Origin of the sequence: Pseudolabrys taiwanensis (assembly GCF_003367395.1) — a bacterium.
In the GTDB taxonomy this organism is placed as follows: domain Bacteria; phylum Pseudomonadota; class Alphaproteobacteria; order Rhizobiales; family Xanthobacteraceae; genus Pseudolabrys; species Pseudolabrys taiwanensis.
This window is the reverse complement of the sequence record NZ_CP031417.1, coordinates 4,551,716-4,569,383: the sequence shown is the minus strand read 5'-3', so window position 1 is coordinate 4,569,383 and position 17,668 is coordinate 4,551,716. Positions and strand designations below refer to the sequence as shown.

Genomic DNA, 17,668 nt, shown 5'->3' with positions numbered 1-17,668 from the left:
CGCCCCGCAACTTAAGCCGGGGCGAAGAAGCGGTTGGACGGACGCGCGAGCCCGAGATGGTCGCGCAAGGTCGGGCCCTCATACTCGCGGCGGAACAGGCCGCGCCGTTGCAGCTCCGGCACGACCTTGTCGACGAAGTCGTCGAGGCCCGCCGGCAGAAACGGAAACATCAAATTGAATCCGTCGCTGCCCTCGCTGACCAACCACTCTTCCATCTCGTCGGCGATGGTCTTCGGCGTGCCGACGAACGCAAAGCCGCCGAAGCCGCCGAGGCGCTGGGCGAGCTGACGCACCGTCAGATTGTCGCGTTTGGCCAGGGCAATGGCGCGCTCGCGGCCGCTCTTGCTCGCATTGCTCTCGGGGATATCCGGCAGCGGGCCGTCCGGATCGAACTTGGATGCGTCGTGCCCGAGCGCGATCGACAAGGACGCGATCGCGTTGGCATAGTCGACGAGGCTGTCGACTTTGGCCCGCTTCTCACGCGCCTCCTCGACCGTATCGCCGACCACGACCAACGCACCGGGCAGGATCTTGAGGCTGTCGCGCGCACGGCCGAGCTTGTCGAGGCGCCCCTTCACGTCGGCGTAGAAGCGCTGCCCGTCGGCCAAGCTATTATGCGCGGCGAAGATCACTTCGGCGGTCTCCGCCGCAAGCTGCTTGCCGGCCTCCGACGCGCCCGCCTGCACGATCACCGGCCATCCCTGCACCGGCCGCGCGATATTGAGCGGCCCGCGCACCGAGTAGTATTTGCCCTTGTGATCGAGGACGTGCATGCGGCTCGGATCGAAAAAGAGGCCGCTCGTGACATCGCGCACGAAGGCATCGTCGGCGAAGCTGTCCCAAAGCCCGGTGACGACATCGTAGAACTCGCGCGCGCGACGATAGCGCTCGTCGTGCTCCATGTGATCGTCCAGGCCGAAATTCAACGCCGCGTCAGGGTTGGACGTGGTGACGATGTTCCAGCCGGCACGGCCACCGCTGATGTGATCGAGCGAGGCGAAGCGGCGGGCGACATGATACGGCGCGTCAAAGGTCGTGGAGGCCGTGGCGACGAGTCCGATCCTCTCGGTGGCGCCGGCCAGGGCCGACAGCAGCGTGAACGGTTCGAACGATGTGACGGTGTGGCTCCGCTTCAAGGCGTCTATCGGCATGTTCAACACCGCCAGATGATCCGCCATGAAGAAGGCGTCGAACTTCCCACGCTCCAGGGTCTGAGCAAACTTCCGCAGGTGGTTGAAATTGAAGTTCGCGTCCGGATAGGCGCCGGGATATCGCCAGGCGCCGGTGTGGATGCTCACCGGACGCATAAAGGCGCCGAGATGGAGTTGACGCGGCTTGCTCATGAGGACCCTCGCAATGAAACTGCGGGGGAAATCTGTTGGCCCGTCCGCGCACAGTCAAGGCACGGTCTGGTGACCGCGCTATGCATCCAAAGAGAGGGACCTTTCCTTGCGCCGCTCGGCCGGAGGACGCCTCAGCCGTAAAGCATCAAATCCGCGGGACCGGCGCCATCCGACTTTCGCCGTGCCGGCAACTGGTCGCACCAATCTTCCAAATGTGAAAACACCTCGCGCAGCGTCTTGACGATGCGCCCGGCGCGGTCGTCGGCGACGCGATAATAGACATGCTTGGCGTCGCGCCGCGTCGCCACCATACCGGCCTCGCGCAGTTCGCCGAGTTGCTGCGATAAAGTCGGCTGGCGAATACCGAGTTCGCTCTCGATTTCCGACACCGAACTCTCGCCTTCAAGCAGCAGGCAGATGATCGACAGCCGGTTGGGATTTGCCAGCGCCTTCAACAGGTCACTTGCCTCGCCGACACTGCGGCAAAGGCGAGGGTTGCGCCGCTTTTTCTTGCTATCAGCCATGACCACCTCCGCCTCGGTCGCTTATCGCAAAGACCGTCGTATGCAAACACCGCGTCGCGCCAACACCGCGTGACCATTCCAGCGGCGCGCGTGGCGCATTAAGTTGCATGCAACGAGGAAGCGACAAAACAACCCTTTCTCGCCAAGCACTCTCCGACAGAACGAACATGCCGCAAGCGCCCATTATTTGGACGACGCGAACTATTGACGTCAAAGACATTATATAAGAACGTATAATGACGTGCAACGCTGAAAAGCCGGTGAACATTGGCTTTTCGGCACACAAGAAGCACGACATGGGGCGGCGCGCCGGACGTGATTTGTGACATGAGGCCTGCATGCCGCTGCGTATTGGCGCTCACCCGAGCAATCTACATCTGACGCTGGCTCAGCATTGGCCCGGCGCATTCTCCGCACTCGATGCCCGGTTCGTGTCCTATGCGGAAGGCCGCGACACCGGCCGTCAACTCGCCGAAGACCAGATCGATGTCGGCGGCACCGGCTCGACGCCGCCGATCCTGTCGCAAGTCGCCGGACTCGATGTGCTGTATGTCGCCGCATCCGCGCCGCGGCCAGCCAATGGCGGCATCCTCGTCGCCAAACGTTCGGCGATCAACAGCGTGAAAGATCTCGCCGGCAAGAAAATCGCGCTGCTCGACGGCTCGTTCCATACCTACCTGCTGGCGCGCGTCCTGGAAGACGAAGGCCTGTCTTTAAAGGATGTCGAACGTGTCGAGCGCGCGCCGGTGCCGTCGCGTGATGCTCTTATCGCCGGCAAAGTGGACGCATGGGTCGCCATGGCGCCGCTGCTCGGCCAGACAATTGCCGATGGCGGTGCGCGGCTGCTGGTGCCCTGCGGCGCGACCATCCCCAATCGATCCGTCTTTTGGACGCTGGGCCGGCGCAAGCTTGCGCCCGAGACGATCGACGCCTTCGTAACGGAACTCGGCCGCATCGGCGCGGAGATCGCCGCCGACCCCGATCGCGCCGCGCAAATCCTGGCCGGCCTCAAACTCGGCGGCGTCGACGTCGGCACTTGGCGCAAGGCGGTAAAGGAGCGCGATTGGAGCATCGTGCCTGCCGACAAGACGATCATCGCCGAACAGCAGGACGAGGCCGATACCCTTTTCCGTCACGGCGACATTCCGCAGCGGCTCGAACTCTCGGCCGCAATGCGTTCGCCGTCCGCCTCGGCAGCATAGGAGAATGCGATGAACGTCCTTTGGTACATGTGCGCGCCGGATGGGCCTTATCCGTGGACCCCGGAAGGCTCACGGCCGGTCGACTACAGCTACTTCCAGCAACTCGCCAAGGCTTACGACCGATTAGGCTTCACCGGCGCGCTGTTCGCCACCGGCGCGCATGACGTCTGGGTGCTGGCCGCGGCGCTGTTGTCCGAAACCGAGCGCCTGCGCTTTCTCGTCGCGATTCATCCGGGCCTGATCGCCCCGACCTTGCTTGGCAAGATGTCGGCGACGCTGCAAGAGTTCTCGCGCGGCCGGCTGATGCTCAACATCGTCTCGGGCGACGCCAAGATGCTCGGCGCCTATGGCATGAAAATGCCGCATAACGAACGCTATGCCATGGCCGACGAATATCTGACGCTGTTCCATCGCCTGATGGCGGGCGAGAGCATCACCTATGAAGGCAAATACTTCTCGGTGGAGGGCGCCAAGCTTGCGCTGCCCGCGGGCGTCAGCATTCCGCCGCCGCCGCTTTGGTTCGGCGGCTCTTCGGCACCGGCGATCGATGTCGCCGCCAAGCATGTCGACACGTATCTGTCATGGGGCGAGACGCCGGAGCAGATCAAGCTCAAGGTCGAGGAGGTGAAGGAACGCGCCAAGCATTACGGGCGCGAGCTCAACTACGGCATCCGTCTCTATGTCATCGTGCGCGACACCGACGCCGAGGCCTGGGATGCGGCCAACTGGCTATATGATCGCATGGACGAGAAGGCGATCGCCGCCAACCAGCTGTTCGTCGGCAAGTCGGACTCGGTCGGCCAGCAGCGCATGACGCAGATGCATGGCGGCGTGAAGCCGGCGAACCCGCGCGATCTCGAAGTCGCGCCGAATTTGTGGGCCGGCATCGGCCTGGTGCGGCCGGGCCCCGGCACCGCGATCGTCGGCTCGCCGGACACGGTTGTGAAAACGCTGGAAGCCTATCAAGCCGCGGGCGTCGAGACCTTCATCCTGTCCGGCATGCCGCTGCTTGAAGAGGCCTATCGTTTCGCCGAGAAGGTGCTACCGAAGCTGCCGGTCAACCGCGACGCGCCCAGCGCGAAGCAATTCACCTGGTCGACTTTGTTCGACCGCGATCTCAATGCCAAGGCGGCTGTCGGATAAGGCACCATGATTCTCGACGAACGCAGCTATCTGATCAAACCCGAGCACGTGAAGGACTACCTCGACACATATGTGGCCGAGGGCATGGCCTTGCAGGTCAGCCATCTCGGCGACCTGGTCGGGTGGTTCACCACCGATTGCGGGGTGGTCAACGAGGTCGTGCATATCTGGCGCTACCAGGACATGGGCGACCGTGAGCGGCGGCGGGCCGCCATGGAGGCTGATCCGGCCTGGCAGGCGTTCCGCAAAAAGACATCGGGCTATGTCATGCAGATGCGGAACCGTATTCTGCGCCCGACCTCCTTCTCCCCGATGAAGTGAGGCGCCGCCGGATGAGCACGATGGACACGAGCCTCGAGACAGCCGCGCCGATCGGCGCCAGCGGGCGGGTCGCCGTCACGCTGGACATGATCGAGCTCGCCTTGAAATGGCTGGGCGGCGCCATTCTCGCCGTGACCTTCGTGCTGGTGATGACCTCGGTCACCTTACGCTACGTATTCGGCAGCGGGCTTATCTGGTCCGAGGAACTGGCGATCTGGCTCAATGTGTTGCTGGTTTCGGTCGGCGCGCCGCTGGCGGTGACCGGGCCGCTCGCCATGCGGCTCGACGTCATCGTCCGGTTCCTGCCGCGCACCGTGCAGCTGGCCGCGCGCGTGCTCGCCGATGCCATTGCCATCGATGCCAGCATCATCCTCGCGCTCGGCGCCGCCGGCGTCGTCGGCGCCATCGGCGGCACGTCGACGGTGCTCGGCCTGCCCGAGTGGCTGCGCTATGCCGCCGTATCCATCGGCGGCGGTCTCAGCGTGTTGCTGTTATTCGGCAGGTCCTACCTACAGGACGGTCTGCCGCGCGCGCTGCTGGTGCTCGCGATCGGCGCCGGACTCTACGTCGCCGCGCATGAACTGCAGATCGCGTCGCTCGCGACGCCGAGCCTGGCCGCCGGCGCCGTCGCGGCGATCGGCCTCATCGCCGGCGCGCCGCTGCCGCACACCTTGCTGGTCGGCGTATCGCTCGCCGCGCCGTTCGGAGCCATGCTGCCGGAGCCGGCGCTGGTGCAGAACACCATCGTCGGCGTCAGCAAGTTCCTGCTGCTGGCGATCCCGTTCTTCCTGCTCGCCGGCGGCTTGCTGACCGAAGGCGGCCTCGCCGATCGCCTCGTGCGCTTCGCCGCAAGCCTCGTCGGTCATCTGCGCGGCGGCCTCGCCCAGACGACTCTTGTTTCGAGCGTGATGTTCTCCGGCGCCTCCGGCTCGTCCATCGCCAACGCCGCCTTCGGCGCCAAGGTGATGGTGCCGGCGCTGGTCGCGCATGGCTACACGCTGCCGCGCGCGGCGGCGGTGGTGGCGGCGACGGCGATGCTCGACAACATCATCCCGCCCTCCATCGCCTTCCTGATCCTCGCGTCGGCCACCAATCTTTCGGTCGGCTCGTTGCTGGTCGGCGGCTTCATCGCCGGCGGCGTGCTGGCGCTGGCGCTCGGCGTCGGCATCTATATCACCTCGCGCGACGAGAAACCCGTGCGCGAGCCGGCGAGCGGCCGCGAACGCGCGCGCTCCTTCGTCGAGTCCTTACCGGCCATCGGCCTCGGCATCGTGGTCGTCGTCGGCATCCGCTTCGGCGTCGTCACCACGACGGAAGCGTCCGCGCTCGCCGTCGCTTACGCGCTCGTCGTCTGCCTGATGCTGCGCACGCTGAATGGCCGTTCGCTGGCTTCCGCCTTCTGCCAGGCCGCCGGCGAAGCCGCCGCCATCGGCCTGCTCATCGGCACCGCCGCGCCCTTCGCCTTCCTGATGGCGGTCGACCGCGTGTCCGATCTGGTGACCACCGTCGTGACGGCGCTCGGCGGCAGCGCGCTCGCGGTGATGCTCCTCGCCAATGTGGTGCTGCTCGCCGCTGGATTGCTGCTCGACATCGGCGCGGCGATCCTGTTGCTCGCGCCGCTGCTGCTGCCCGCCGCGACGCTCGCGGGCATCGACCCCATCCAGTTCGGCGTCATCCTCGTCGTCAACCTGATGATCCACGGCTTGACGCCGCCGCTCGGCATTCTCGTCTATGTCGCGAGCGGCGTGTCAGGCGCTCGGCCGGCGCAGGTGTTTCGCGAGGTCGTGCCGCTGCTGATCGCGCTGCTGTGCGCGCTCGCGGTGCTCTGCATCTTCTCGGCGCTGACCGCCGCTCCGACAAAGCTCTAGGCAAAGGAAAAGCTCATGACCGCTCCCATCACCCGCCGAAGCCTTTCGGGCTTTCTCGCCGCGAGTGTCGCCGCGCCTTTCGTGCTGCGCAGCGGCGGCGCACGCGCGGCAACCACCATCACGATCTCGTCCTTGCTCGGCGCCGACAAGCCGGAGACCAAGATCTGGTTCAAGGTGAAGGAGATCGTCGATGCGAAGCTGCCCGGCCGCTTCGACTTCCGTATCGTGCAGAACGCCGCGCTCGGCGGCGAAAAAGAAGTCGCCGAGGGCATCCGCCTCGGCTCCATTCAGGCCAGCTTGTCGACGGTCTCGGCGATGTCGAGCTGGGTGCCGGAATCGCAAATCCTCGATGCCCCCTTCGTGTTCCGCGACGCCGGTCACGTACGTCGCGTGCTCGAAGGCCAGATCGGCAATGAGCTGAAGACGAAGTTCGCGGCGCAGAACTTCATCGTGCCGGGCTACATCAATTACGGCGCGCGCCACCTGCTCGCCAAGGAAGCAATCACCAAGCCGGCGCAGCTTGCCGGCAAACGCATTCGCGTCATCCAGAGCCCGCTGCACACCGAACTGTGGAAAGCGCTCGGCGCCAACCCGACGCCGATCCCGATCACCGAGACCTACAACGCGCTGCAGACCGGCGTGGTCGACATGATGGACCTCACCAAGTCGGCCTATGCCGGCTTCAAGCTCTACGAAGTGGTGCCGTATCTCATCGAAACCGCGCATATCTGGGCGACCGGCGTCGTCTATTTCTCGGCGCCGTTCTGGAAGACGCTCAAGAGCAGCGAGCAAGAGGTGCTCGCGGCAGCGGCCCTTGAAGGTGCGCACCATTTCGACGCGCTGATCGTCGAGGATGAAACGGCATCCATGGCCAAGGCGGCCGCCGCCGGCGGCAAGACGGTTCAGCCGGAAGACCGGCCTGCCTGGGAAGCCGGTGCACGTGGGGTCTGGGCGGCGCTGGGGCCGAAGGTCGGCGGCGTCGACAAGATCGAAGCCATCGCCAAGACAGCGTGACGGTGCGTCGCGGACCAGGCAATGGCAATTCAGGTGGCGCAGGTCGCGGACGTAACGGAATGATTGAAGCTGCATTGTTCAAGAGCGGCATGCGCCGCCTCGCCGCCGGCGTGTCGATCATCACCACGACGTTCAACGGCGAACGTCACGGTCTCGTCGCCACCTCGGTGTGCTCGGTCTCGGCCGAGCCGCCGTCGCTGCTCGTTTGCGTCAACCAGGTCGCCTCGAGCCACACCGCCATTCAGCAAGCCGGCATCTTCTGCGTCAATCTGCTGGCGCTGGGCGACGACGAACTGGCCAAACGCTTCAGCGATCCGGCCGCCCGCGCGACGCGGTTCGCGGACCGCGAATGGACGACACTGGCAACCGGCGCGCCGGCCCTCGTCGGTGCCTTGGCCAGCTTCGATTGCGAGATTGCGGCGACGGTGCCATCCGGCTCGCACACGATCTTCATCGGGAATGTCCAGGCCGCCGAACTCTGGCAGAGCGAGAAGGCCCCGCTGATCTACCTCGACGGCCGCTTCGTCGCCTGCAATCCGCATCCGTGAGCGCCTCCTACGGGCGATCGACGATAAGGCTAGCAGAGAATGACGAACCTGATTGATTTGGTGCATCGGCTGTTGTGACGCCGGGATCGGCCTCCCGCCATTCGGGCTCTAGCGATCTACATCCGCGAGAGGCGGAGGCGGGTCGCAATACTCGATCAGCAGTTCGGTGAGAACCCGTATTTTTCGCGCGGGATGCTGGCCTGGCGCTCGGACGACATAGGCCCCTGCCGGAGGCGGCGGATGACGCGTCATGACCGGCATGAGCGCACCGGAAGCGATATATTCGTGAGTGAGGCAATCAGGCAGGTAAGCGATCCCGAGTCCTGCTGCCGCGGCGGCAACGAGAGCTACGCCGTTATCGGCCTTGAAGCGTCCCTGCGGACGAACCGTGATGATGTTGTCGCCGTCCATGAGTTGCCAACTCTCGGTGCCTTGCATGAGCGCCTCGTGAGCGGCGAGTTCCTCCGGCGTTTCGGGCGCCCCATGCGCCTTGATGTAGTCCGGGCTGGCGACAAGCTTTCCGTAGATCGGGCCGACGCGTTTGGCGATCAGGTTGGAGTCCGGAAGATAGCCGACGCGTATCGCACAATCATAACCTTCGGTGACGAGATCGACGAAGCGGTCGCTGTAGCATGTGTGGATTTGGAGCTGCGGGTGACGCCGCGCCATCTCCGCAAGCATGGGCGCGAAATGAGTCGGGCCGAAAGAAAGCGGCACGGCGACTCGCAAGCGGCCGCGAAGCTCGCCGGCGGGCGCGATCGTTTCCCTGGCCACGTCGATGTCGGCGCAGACTTTGGCTGCGTAATCCCGGAATGTGGCCCCCGCTTCCGTGAGCGCGGCGCCTCGGGTGGTTCGCGCCAGAAGCTGAACGCCAAGTTCCGCTTCAAGGCGCAGGAGCCGGCGGCTGACGATTGACTTGGAGACGCCGAGCCGTTGCGCCGCGGGAGACACCCCGCCAGCATCGGCCACTTCGACGAATGTCCGCAGTTCGTCAATGTCCATTTAGCGTTCCCCTTTCCGCGACACAGCTTGACGCGAAAGGGCGCTACCGCATCTCGAATGGGAAAGCCAATACTGATTTCAGGCAACGTCGCCGCTGGGGGCGCGTGTCTTGCGCAAAACCAACGCCGCTCATGGCGGCCGCAAAGGATGCAGTGATGACCTTTCGTAACGGCCTTGCTTCGCTTCTTCGTCCCGAAGATTCGGTGCTCGTTCTCATCGACCACCAGCCTTTTCAGCTCACGAACCTGAACAGCCACGATCCGCACATGGCGGTCAACAATGCGGCGGCGCTGGCGAAGGCGGCCAAGGCGTTCGGCGTTCCCACCATTCTGACCAGCGTTATCGCCGAGCGGGGCGGTCTCATTTTCCCGCAGATCACCGACGTGTTCCCGGGGCAGGAGGTGATCGACCGGACTTTCGTCAACACGTGGGAAGACAAGAAGGTGGTGGATGCGGTCAAGGCGACCGGCCGCAAACAGCTCATCATTGCCGGCCTGTGGACCGAGGTTTGCGTCGCCATGCCGGTGATCCAGGCGCTGGGCGAAGGCTGGGACGTGACGGTCGTTACCGATGCATCGGGTGGCGTATCGGTCGAGTCTCACGAAGTCGCCATCCAGCGCATGATCAGGGCCGGGGCCAACATGATGACCTGGCTGGCCGTGATGGCCGAGTGGCAGCGCGACTGGGCCCGCACCGAGACCGCAGGCAAGGTGACGGACGTGCTGTTGCAACACGCGGCTGGCAGCGGCATCGCGTATCTGTGGGAGCAGCAATTGCTCAACACGCCGGTGCCGAAAGCGTAATGCGGCATGGGATGCCGGGCTTTTCGCAGCGGCGCCGCATCATCGGCGGTTGCCTGCGAGCGCTCCGGCATCCCTCCGCAACGGAGAGAACGTTGACAGGTTGTCGGTCGATCGATCCCCAATCGGTCCGGAGACGGATGTTTTCCACCCGGACTTCCAAATCGGCCTGACATTGCTGTTGGCGACCACTCCTACGGTACACTGCCTGGCGAGCAGCTCCTGCGGATGACCGGGACGCACGCGGCCACGCGGCCGCCGATCGGGAATTCGATGATCGTCCGCTGCGCTACAAGACGCTGATGCTCGGGCAATGACCGCGTTGTTCCAGCGCCGCGAAGCTTCGGCAGTGGAGCGTCTCCAGGCTCGCGACTACATCCAGCACAATCCCACCATTCCTCAAGGCCGCGACGCGTTGCAGGCGCTCGTCGCCACCTATCGCCGGCCGTTTATTACGAGCCCGGCCTGATCGTTGCGGAGGGAGAGTTCATTGCCATAATTGGTGCCATGGTCGACGATTAATGGCACGGCTAGAAGCCGGGAGATGCGCTGCACCTCCACGATGCTCTCAAGCTCATAGTCGCGCCCAGATCGGCTTAAAGGCTTTCGCAAATCTTCAAAAACCGAGTCACAGGCTGCGCATCGCTATGACGGCGATAGGCAACGTTCAGCGGCACCGTAAAGCTGCTCGATGGCTCCAAGTCGCGATAGACAACACCGTCCACTTTGAATGCCTCTAGCGACTTCGGCACGATGGCGATGCCAAATCCGGCTGCGACCATTGTCACGGCGGCCAGGATGCGGCGTGTCTCGTCCACGATATGCGGCCGAAAGCCGTTTCGCTCGCATGCCGCCAGCAGCATATCGCCAATGCCGGATCCATTGGTCTGGCGAAAGAGAATCAGGTTCTCATCGCGAAGGCGGGCCAGGCGCAGCGAACCCTGTTCCTTCACGAGCGCGTGCGATTCAGGAAGTGCGACGACCATTGCCTCGTGCGCAAGACATTTGCTCGTGAGCGTCGGGTATCTGTCCACTGCGCTCCGCACCACGGCTATATCGAATCGCTCCTGCTCGGTCTGGTTCAGAATGTCATTGTTAGCTCCCTCCTCGATCCTTACGGATACGAGCGGGTACTTCTTTCGGAACCGGTCGATCGCCTTCATCGTCAACGCATGCATGGAAGCAGAACTGGTGAGTCCAATCAGCAAAACCCCTTCCATGCCCTTGTCGAACTGCCGAACGCGCTGCACAGCCTCTTCGACCGAGGCGAGGATATGCCGCGCGTCGCTCAGGAAGACCTTGCCGGCGGCATTGAGCGTGATCTTGCGCGGTTGGCGCATAAAGAGAGAGACGCCCAGCTCCTGTTCAAGATTCTGAATCTGATGACTGAGCGGCGGCTGCTGAATGCCGAGGCGCGCGGCGGCGCGTGTGATATGTTCGTCTTCCGCAACAGCGACGAAATATCGAAGGTGCCGAAGTTCCATTGTGATGCCCGCCCGCTGCAAATCCGAGAAGCATGACGCCTATCATACTCAAAAGATATACAATTCTCACGGGTGCCGATTATGCCCAGGCCCGCGCCGCACGGTGTGCTCGAAGACACTCTCGACCAGCCCGACAATGAAAATACTTCTGGCAACGCGACATGTGAGACCTGGCACCAAACAGGCCATGTAGTTGTATTGGTGCCTGCGGCGCCGTCAGCAGCACGACGGAACAGCACCGACAAGGCGGATTGACGCCACGGCTATTCGGACCATGGCGCATCCACTGCAGGACTTGTGCGGCGCACACTCGCGTTCCATTCGTCGGCGATCCGAACGCCTCACTTATCGCGCGACGCAAAAATCGCTCCTAGGCCTCGGCGGGCTCAGGTGCCGTGCTGAGATACCGAGCCCCGTATTTGTCGAACGCCTTATACTGAGCCTTGGAGAACCACGCCCGCTGGGCAAGCCGATTGCGCCACTCGGTCCCCCGCGCCTTTTCGCGTTCGGGCGAGTTGAGTGCAGTAGCACTGGAAAGGTAATGAACAGCAAGCCGGTTGAAGGGCACAGGCTCGCTTACGGTCAGATCGAACCGGCGCACAGCTTTCCAATCCTTACAGCCGAGCAAGATCGGAATATGGTCTTCCTCCATCCAGCCGTCGAAATCGTCCAGTTCGTCCTGCGGGACGTTGAACATCGCGGTGAAGATGACGGGCAACTCGATTGCGGACGCGATGTCGCCGTGACGAGAAATTTCATTGCCGAGATAGCGGGTGAACCCGGAGACATTCGCCAGCATCCAACGCGTCTGCTCGCTAGGCTGTGTTTTGACCTTCTCATATCCGGGCGTCGTCAGAGCGGCCATGGAGGTCATATCGTAGATCACGAGGTAATTCGCATCCTCAGATGCGCGATACCGCTGGACGCCCTCGAAACCCGGCAGACACATCCGCACTGGTATATGATCGTCATGATACCAGTCGTTGAACTCCTTCTCCCATGAAGGATCAGGGCGCATCTCCGAGAAGAGAATCGACTTCACTGGACGCACTCCTTACGCCTTGTATCCGGTTTTCTTGTGGAAATAGGCGACCGCGGCTTCGGCGACCTCGAGGTCTTGAACGGCCGTTCCCGCACTGATGCCAATGCCCCCGACGATCACCTTGTCGACCGTCACCGGCAGGCCTCCGCCGATGATCGAGAAATGACCGCCGTTGGTCACATGAATGCCGAACGTCGGTTGGCCTGGTTGGCAAAGTTGATTGTAGACATGAGTGCCGTTGCGGGCGACAGCACCGGTGAAGGCCTTATCGATGGCGATCGAAATCGAACTGATTTTGCCGCCGTTCATCCGGTCGAAAGCGATGAGGTGACCCGATTCGTCGCAGACGGCGATGCACATCGGAATGCCCATCTCCTCCGACTTCTTCGTGGCGCCTTCGATCAGTACTTTAGCCTCTTCGATAGACAACCTTTTGATGTCGAGCATTTGCGTTTCCTATGCCTTGCTTGCGAGGTCCATGGTGTCGACATAGGCCCGCAGCTTCGCGAGCGCATCGCCGCCGACCGGCTCGTAGGGCGGGTACGGATCACCGACCGGAATTCCGAGATGAGCTAGCGCCGCCTTCATCACCGCCGCGAGCCCGAACTCCATCCATCTCGCCGGGAACAAGGCCAGTTGGCTTTGCAGCCGCGCCGCTGCCTTGAAATCACCGGCCTCGAAGGCATCGAAGATCTTGCGTGTTATCAACGCCGCAGGCGGCGGAACCGTCACACCCGAGCCGCCGAGCGCCAACGTCGCAAGCCACATCTGCAAGGTGGTGAAGTACTGAGCGTGGCCAGCATGCTCGATCTCGAAGATCAGCCTGGATACACGTGCGAGATCGCGCGAGCTTTCCTTGATGAAGTCGATGCGATCGAGCTTCGCGATCTCGACGGTCGTCGGCACCGAGGGATCGGCACCCGGGCCCGGGTTGAGATAGAGCATCATCGGCAGCGTGGTCTTGTGCAGCACCGCCTGGAAATAGGCGACAAGTTCGCTGGTCTTGATGGCGCCGCCCGTCGGGCGCATGGGCGCAAGGAGTTGAAGTGCGCTGGCGCCCTTGAGTTGCGCAAACTCGGCGAGATCGATCGAGGTTGCGAACGAGGGATGCGAAATCCCGACGGCGACCGGGCGCCGGCCCGCGACGTATTCAATCGTTTTCGCGATGAGTTCCTTACGATCCGCCATGCTCAGGAATTGATATTCCTGGGCCTCCACACCCGCCGCCACGACCATCGAGGCGTTACAGTCCTCGACGACGTAGTCGACCATTCGATGCAGCTTGTCGTAATCGACTTTCCCGCTCTCGGTAAAAGGCGTCAGTGGCGGCACAATGGTGCCGCGTAGCTTCTTTTGCATGTTTCCTTCCCTGCGGCGCTGCCGCCGCCCCTCTTATGGAAGTGTTCTAATGCGGCTCGCGGCGGGTCCTTTGAGCGCGACGGAACGCCTTACAACGCATGTCACGATCAGATCGCGAGTTGCCTCTGGTGAAAGCCGGCAATCTTCTTGTAGCCTTCGGACATCTGCGCCATCTCTTCAGCCGAGATCACGTCGTTGATGCGTTTGAAAGGATTTCCGCTCGTCCGCTCGTAGACTTCGCGCAAGATCGCATCGGGCGGATTCTTGCGGTTGGTGAGGACGACTTTGGCAGTCGCCTCGACACGAACCTTGTCGTAGGCCTGTAGCGCAGCGGGCGTGGTCCCCATCTCGACCAGCCTATCGGTCAAGAACCGGCCATCCAGGATCGCCTGGCCCGCGCCGTTGGAGCCGCGCGGATACATCGGGTGAGCGGCATCGCCCAACAAGGTTGCTCGACCAAAGGTCCACGTCGGGACCGGGTCGCGGTCGACCATGGGAAACACCAACGGTGTTTCGGTCTTCATGAGAAGATCGGGAATATCGATCCACCCGAAATGCCAGTCCTTGTACGCATCGAAGAAGTCTTCGTGCTTGGCCGGTTTGTTCCAGTCGTACGATTTGGGGCGCGGCCGCTCCAGCGTCGCAACCCAGTTCATCAACTGGTTGCCCTTATCATCTATGTTGTTGCGAATCGGATAGACCATGATCTTGCCAACCGGCATCCACCCGACGCGAATTGTATTCGCGCCGCTGAGGAACGGCTTGTAAGGCGTCACGCCACGCCAGATGGTCAAGCCGGCATATACCGGTCCACCTTCGTTCGGATAGAACTGCTTACGAAGCGCCGAATGAATGCCGTCGCAACCGACAGCAACAGCACCCGTGGCGGACGGCAATGCGGCGCCGTTCGCATCAACGAAATTGGCCGTGACCGAGTCTTCGGTCTGCTCCACGCCGACACAATGATGGCCGGTTTTAACCACTTCGGCGCCGAGACGTTCGCGCACCGCATGCAGCAAAACCTCGTGCAGATCGCCGCGATGGATCGATATTTGCGGCCATTTGTAACCGGCCGCGATACCCGCCGGCTCGGTGTAAATGTGTTGGCCGTACTGATTGAAGTAGGAAGCGTCTTGCGTCTGGATTCCGACGTTAGTCAGCGCCGACAGCAGTCCGAGATCGTCGAGCTCGCGCACCGCATGAGGGAGAAGATTGATGCCGGCACCGACGGCGCGTATCTCCCGGACCGATTCATAGATACGGCAGGGGATACCTTTCTGATGCAACGACAGCGCCAGAACGAGACCACCGATGCCGCCGCCAATGATAAGAACATCAGATTGGGTTTTCGAAGTCATGTCACTCCTCGGTCGCGAAATGCCACCTTGGACCCAAGGCAGCGAGCAGGTCGTCTCGACTTATTGAGGACATTTATCTGCGTGTAAAATACCGACTTGCGGGGGCTTTGATATCTACCGAGTATGAATGAGATCGAGCGACATCCAATCTCGCAGCGCGGACGATGTATGGAATGCAGCACCGCAAATGTCCTTTGAGGCTCCAAAAGACGCCTTAACACGCGTATGGGCGGGATGCGCGGGACAGCGTTCTGCCGGCGACGTATCGGAAGATTGGAATACTGGCCGTCGGTCACGGCCGACATTGCCCAAGGCGTGATTGATCTGCGCCGGCGATGACCTTGCCGGTGGCGCACTCCCTCAATCGAACGCGATCCCTGAGGCGCGTTCGCCGAGCGCCCACCGCACCACCCGGCGAATAGCAAGGCGCTGCTTTACAGAGGCTGCGGCGGCGGCACCATAGCGACTCGTGTGCCGGAATGAATGATTGCCCGCAATCGAGCGCAGCCGAATGCCGTCACAAACGGCATATCGGCTGATCGACAAACCGCTGGGTATATCATGCCCCAGCCCATACCGGCTATTGCGATAGGATGCCGGCGGCCCTCGCGAGATTGTTGTTTAGTGTCAGCTCATCTTTGACAAAGGCCGCAAATTGTTCGTGACCCATCGACATCGGTTGAACGCCGAGCTTGCCCAGCTTCTCTCTCACTGTCGACGTCTTTAGAGCATCTTCGATCTCATTGCTCAGACGTTGGACGACCGGCGCTGGCGTTTTCGCCGGTACGAAAACCCCAATCCAGAATCGATAGGACGAATTTGGATACCCAGCTTCCTCCGAAGTCGGCACGTCAGGAAGAGCCTGAGACCGTGCGGGGCTGCTGACGACAAGAGGAATGAGCTTACCGTCGCGAATGAACGGAAGGGCCGGCAGGATCGGCGAATAGTAGACGTCGATCTGGCCCGTCATGGCCCCTAACAACGCTTCCGGCGCGCCTCGATAGGGAATGACCTCCACTTTGAAGCCGGCACTCAGCCGCAATCGTTCCATTGCCATCTGGATTGGGCTGCCGACCCCGATCGAGCCATAAGTAATTGGCCTCTTCTTCCCTAAGGCTGCGAGTTCTTGAATCGACTTGATGTTCTTTGACGGCGACACGACCAGGACATTCGGCAGATTTCCGAGCCCCCCGACCGGAATGAAGTCTTTGATCGGATCGTAAGGTAGGCTTCCCACCGTGGATGGCGCAATGACGTGAGCCGACGAGTGAGCAAGAATTGTGTAGCCATCCGGGGGCGCAACCGCCACCGCACGCGCTCCGATCGTACCACTCGCGCCAGGCCTATTGTCGACGACGATTGGCTGCTTCAGCTGCTCCGACAACTGTTCGAATACAACTCTCGGAATGATATCGGCGGCACTACCCGCGCTCAGCGGCACGACAGCGCGGATGGGGCGCGTGGGCCAGTCGGATGCACGAGAGACATCCCCTAACGCCACGCTGGCAAGCGCCACCGCGGCAAGTATACACACCTGCTTCTTCATTCTTCCTCCCCTTCGTTATTGGCAATCTTTGCGCAGCCACTACGTTTGCCGCAGAGACTTACGCACATTGCATCGTTTTTTTTCGGCGCGAAGAGCACATCCAGTCAGACACAACCAGCGCATCTAAGATGCGGAACCTTCTCTCCCTGGCGCTGAATAGCGGTTAAAACGCGCAAGACACTTGGATCTTGGCTCAATCACCCGCATTCAAATGTTCTGAACCCTTAAGTAATCGGCCTCCCGCATCCCCGCGCGAGATCGGATAGACCTTCACTTTCGCCCCTCGACATACGATCCCGAGGGGCCCAAGACCATCGAGCGGCCAACTCATATACTGACCAGAGCCTTGGACTCTCAGCTTAGACGTCAGCGATATGGTGTGAAAATACAGATTTCGTCCGATTTCATACTCACAATGTATGAACGGGGCTCGGAAATCGCCGCAACCGAATTGCGCGAAACGCCCCCGATCTTCTCTTCAATTTTCTTGAGAGAACGCATGCTCATCGCTAAGAGAGATCGCCATGCCCGCCGCACAAGTCATCGTATGCCTGCGCTGACTGCACTCGGCGTGCTGTCGGCTCCGGACGCCGCTTAGCAAAAGACGTCGATCGAGTTCAAAGTGGATGACTTGAGGGGCGCGAATACCGCGCCGCACCAGAACCCAGACATCAAGTCATATTTGTCGTCGAGATATTCGGCGATGCCGTGGCGCGATTCCTCTCGTGCATTGCCGCTTTGCGTTGATCCGACCGTTCTGGCCGATGTGCTGCCGTCGAGGGGGTGATCCTCGCTAAGTTTCGCAACATGGGCCGCGACTACGCCGATCGTGACGCCGTGGAATTTTCCAGCGGCTATGATTACAAGCGAGGGGACATTCGCCAGGACCACCGTAGTGGCCGGATTGGAGACCGCGTCACAACCGGCGCCGCCCCATTCGCCGTCGATCAGGCAGGATGGGCGCAGCAAGGAAGGGTCATTTAGGTTGAGCGCCAACCGCCGTGGCGATGGGGGACACTAAAGTCGTTCTCCATGCGGCAATGAGTGCTGCGCCGGCGACTAGAAGATCGACGCGGCGGGCGTCGAAGAGGCCAACAACCACCGCAGCTACAAA

The 17,668-nt window shown here is 62.0% G+C and carries 18 protein-coding genes; 8 read left to right on the top strand and 10 right to left on the bottom strand.

From position 1 onward, the window contains the following. Positions 1-11 precede the first annotated feature (11 nt). Both DW352_RS21760 and DW352_RS21755 read right to left on the bottom strand, forming a co-directional pair. Positions 12-1,343, bottom strand: coding sequence for an LLM class flavin-dependent oxidoreductase (locus tag DW352_RS21760; protein WP_115693292.1), 1,332 nt, complete (start codon positions 1,341-1,343; stop codon positions 12-14). 131 nt (positions 1,344-1,474) lie between these two features. Beyond that, entirely contained in the window at positions 1,475-1,867 is a 393-nt protein-coding gene (locus tag DW352_RS21755; protein WP_115693291.1) for an ArsR/SmtB family transcription factor, read from the bottom strand. A 344-nt stretch (positions 1,868-2,211) separates the two neighbouring features. On the opposite strand from DW352_RS21755, the gene DW352_RS21750 reads away from it, so the two are divergent. Genes DW352_RS21750 through DW352_RS21725 form a run of 6 tightly spaced genes read left to right on the top strand, consistent with a single transcriptional unit; the run spans position 2,212 to position 7,963 of the window. Continuing rightward, positions 2,212-3,069 carry an ABC transporter substrate-binding protein gene (locus DW352_RS21750; RefSeq protein WP_115694548.1) on the top strand — a complete coding sequence of 286 codons (858 nt, stop codon included), beginning with the start codon at positions 2,212-2,214 and terminating at the stop codon, positions 3,067-3,069. Between the two features lie 9 nt (positions 3,070-3,078). Continuing rightward, on the top strand, positions 3,079-4,212 hold the full coding sequence (locus DW352_RS21745; protein ID WP_115693290.1) for an LLM class flavin-dependent oxidoreductase: 1,134 nt from the start codon (positions 3,079-3,081) through the stop codon (positions 4,210-4,212). Positions 4,213-4,218: 6 nt separating this feature from the next. Further along, positions 4,219-4,533, top strand: coding sequence for an NIPSNAP family protein (locus DW352_RS21740; protein ID WP_115693289.1), 315 nt, complete (start codon positions 4,219-4,221; stop codon positions 4,531-4,533). Between the two features lie 11 nt (positions 4,534-4,544). After that, positions 4,545-6,401: a TRAP transporter large permease gene (locus DW352_RS21735; protein WP_245434211.1), complete on the top strand. Its 1,857-nt coding sequence runs from the start codon at positions 4,545-4,547 to the stop codon at positions 6,399-6,401. Between the two features lie 15 nt (positions 6,402-6,416). Then, positions 6,417-7,415, top strand: a complete 999-nt coding sequence (locus DW352_RS21730) for a TRAP transporter substrate-binding protein (protein WP_115693288.1) — start codon at positions 6,417-6,419, stop codon at positions 7,413-7,415. A gap of 59 nt (positions 7,416-7,474) precedes the next feature. Then, complete coding sequence (locus tag DW352_RS21725; protein ID WP_115693287.1) at positions 7,475-7,963, top strand: flavin reductase family protein; 489 nt, start codon at positions 7,475-7,477, stop codon at positions 7,961-7,963. Between the two features lie 108 nt (positions 7,964-8,071). Here DW352_RS21725 and DW352_RS21720 read toward each other — a convergent pair whose 3' ends face one another. After that, on the bottom strand, positions 8,072-8,965 hold the full coding sequence (locus tag DW352_RS21720; RefSeq protein ID WP_115693286.1) for a LysR family transcriptional regulator: 894 nt from the start codon (positions 8,963-8,965) through the stop codon (positions 8,072-8,074). Between the two features lie 155 nt (positions 8,966-9,120). Between DW352_RS21720 and DW352_RS21715 the strand changes: the two genes are divergently transcribed. Beyond that, positions 9,121-9,768 (top strand): hydrolase, encoded by a 648-nt coding sequence (locus DW352_RS21715; protein ID WP_115694546.1) that lies wholly within the window; start codon positions 9,121-9,123, stop codon positions 9,766-9,768. Positions 9,769-10,078: 310 nt separating this feature from the next. Next, positions 10,079-10,234 (top strand): hypothetical protein, encoded by a 156-nt coding sequence (locus DW352_RS26960; protein WP_162827115.1) that lies wholly within the window; start codon positions 10,079-10,081, stop codon positions 10,232-10,234. Between the two features lie 127 nt (positions 10,235-10,361). On the opposite strand, the gene DW352_RS21710 is transcribed toward DW352_RS26960, so the two are convergent. The 7 genes from DW352_RS21710 to DW352_RS21680 form a co-directional block, all read right to left on the bottom strand. After that, on the bottom strand, positions 10,362-11,249 hold the full coding sequence (locus tag DW352_RS21710; RefSeq protein ID WP_115693285.1) for a LysR family transcriptional regulator: 888 nt from the start codon (positions 11,247-11,249) through the stop codon (positions 10,362-10,364). A 370-nt stretch (positions 11,250-11,619) separates the two neighbouring features. Then, positions 11,620-12,291 carry a DUF4286 family protein gene (locus DW352_RS21705; protein ID WP_115693284.1) on the bottom strand — a complete coding sequence of 224 codons (672 nt, stop codon included), beginning with the start codon at positions 12,289-12,291 and terminating at the stop codon, positions 11,620-11,622. Between the two features lie 12 nt (positions 12,292-12,303). Further along, positions 12,304-12,738, bottom strand: coding sequence for a GlcG/HbpS family heme-binding protein (locus DW352_RS21700; RefSeq protein ID WP_115693283.1), 435 nt, complete (start codon positions 12,736-12,738; stop codon positions 12,304-12,306). 9 nt (positions 12,739-12,747) lie between these two features. Beyond that, on the bottom strand, positions 12,748-13,650 hold the full coding sequence (locus tag DW352_RS21695) for a dihydrodipicolinate synthase family protein (protein ID WP_115693282.1): 903 nt from the start codon (positions 13,648-13,650) through the stop codon (positions 12,748-12,750). Between the two features lie 107 nt (positions 13,651-13,757). Further along, positions 13,758-15,008, bottom strand: coding sequence for a flavin-dependent oxidoreductase (locus DW352_RS21690; RefSeq protein WP_115693281.1), 1,251 nt, complete (start codon positions 15,006-15,008; stop codon positions 13,758-13,760). Between the two features lie 580 nt (positions 15,009-15,588). After that, positions 15,589-16,554, bottom strand: a complete 966-nt coding sequence (locus tag DW352_RS21685; protein ID WP_115693280.1) for a Bug family tripartite tricarboxylate transporter substrate binding protein — start codon at positions 16,552-16,554, stop codon at positions 15,589-15,591. 594 nt (positions 16,555-17,148) lie between these two features. Beyond that, entirely contained in the window at positions 17,149-17,523 is a 375-nt protein-coding gene (locus DW352_RS21680) for a hypothetical protein (RefSeq protein WP_162827113.1), read from the bottom strand. Between the last annotated feature and the right edge of the window lie 145 nt (positions 17,524-17,668).

Excerpts from the sequence above, each read along its gene's own strand:
- DW352_RS21720 (WP_115693286.1), bottom strand. The coding sequence starts at position 8,965 with ATGGACATTGACGAACTGCGGACATTCGTCGAAGTGGCCGATGCTGGC.
- DW352_RS21745 (WP_115693290.1), top strand. The coding sequence starts at position 3,079 with ATGAACGTCCTTTGGTACATGTGCGCGCCGGATGGGCCTTATCCGTGG.
- DW352_RS21715 (WP_115694546.1), top strand. The coding sequence starts at position 9,121 with ATGACCTTTCGTAACGGCCTTGCTTCGCTTCTTCGTCCCGAAGATTCG.
- DW352_RS26960 (WP_162827115.1), top strand. The coding sequence starts at position 10,079 with ATGACCGCGTTGTTCCAGCGCCGCGAAGCTTCGGCAGTGGAGCGTCTC.
- DW352_RS21685 (WP_115693280.1), bottom strand. The coding sequence starts at position 16,554 with ATGAAGAAGCAGGTGTGTATACTTGCCGCGGTGGCGCTTGCCAGCGTG.
- DW352_RS21730 (WP_115693288.1), top strand. The coding sequence starts at position 6,417 with ATGACCGCTCCCATCACCCGCCGAAGCCTTTCGGGCTTTCTCGCCGCG.
- DW352_RS21735 (WP_245434211.1), top strand. The coding sequence starts at position 4,545 with ATGAGCACGATGGACACGAGCCTCGAGACAGCCGCGCCGATCGGCGCC.
- DW352_RS21700 (WP_115693283.1), bottom strand. The coding sequence starts at position 12,738 with ATGCTCGACATCAAAAGGTTGTCTATCGAAGAGGCTAAAGTACTGATC.
- DW352_RS21740 (WP_115693289.1), top strand. The coding sequence starts at position 4,219 with ATGATTCTCGACGAACGCAGCTATCTGATCAAACCCGAGCACGTGAAG.
- DW352_RS21755 (WP_115693291.1), bottom strand. The coding sequence starts at position 1,867 with ATGGCTGATAGCAAGAAAAAGCGGCGCAACCCTCGCCTTTGCCGCAGT.
- DW352_RS21710 (WP_115693285.1), bottom strand. The coding sequence starts at position 11,249 with ATGGAACTTCGGCACCTTCGATATTTCGTCGCTGTTGCGGAAGACGAA.
- DW352_RS21725 (WP_115693287.1), top strand. The coding sequence starts at position 7,475 with ATGATTGAAGCTGCATTGTTCAAGAGCGGCATGCGCCGCCTCGCCGCC.
- DW352_RS21760 (WP_115693292.1), bottom strand. The coding sequence starts at position 1,343 with ATGAGCAAGCCGCGTCAACTCCATCTCGGCGCCTTTATGCGTCCGGTG.
- DW352_RS21695 (WP_115693282.1), bottom strand. The coding sequence starts at position 13,650 with ATGCAAAAGAAGCTACGCGGCACCATTGTGCCGCCACTGACGCCTTTT.
- DW352_RS21690 (WP_115693281.1), bottom strand. The coding sequence starts at position 15,008 with ATGACTTCGAAAACCCAATCTGATGTTCTTATCATTGGCGGCGGCATC.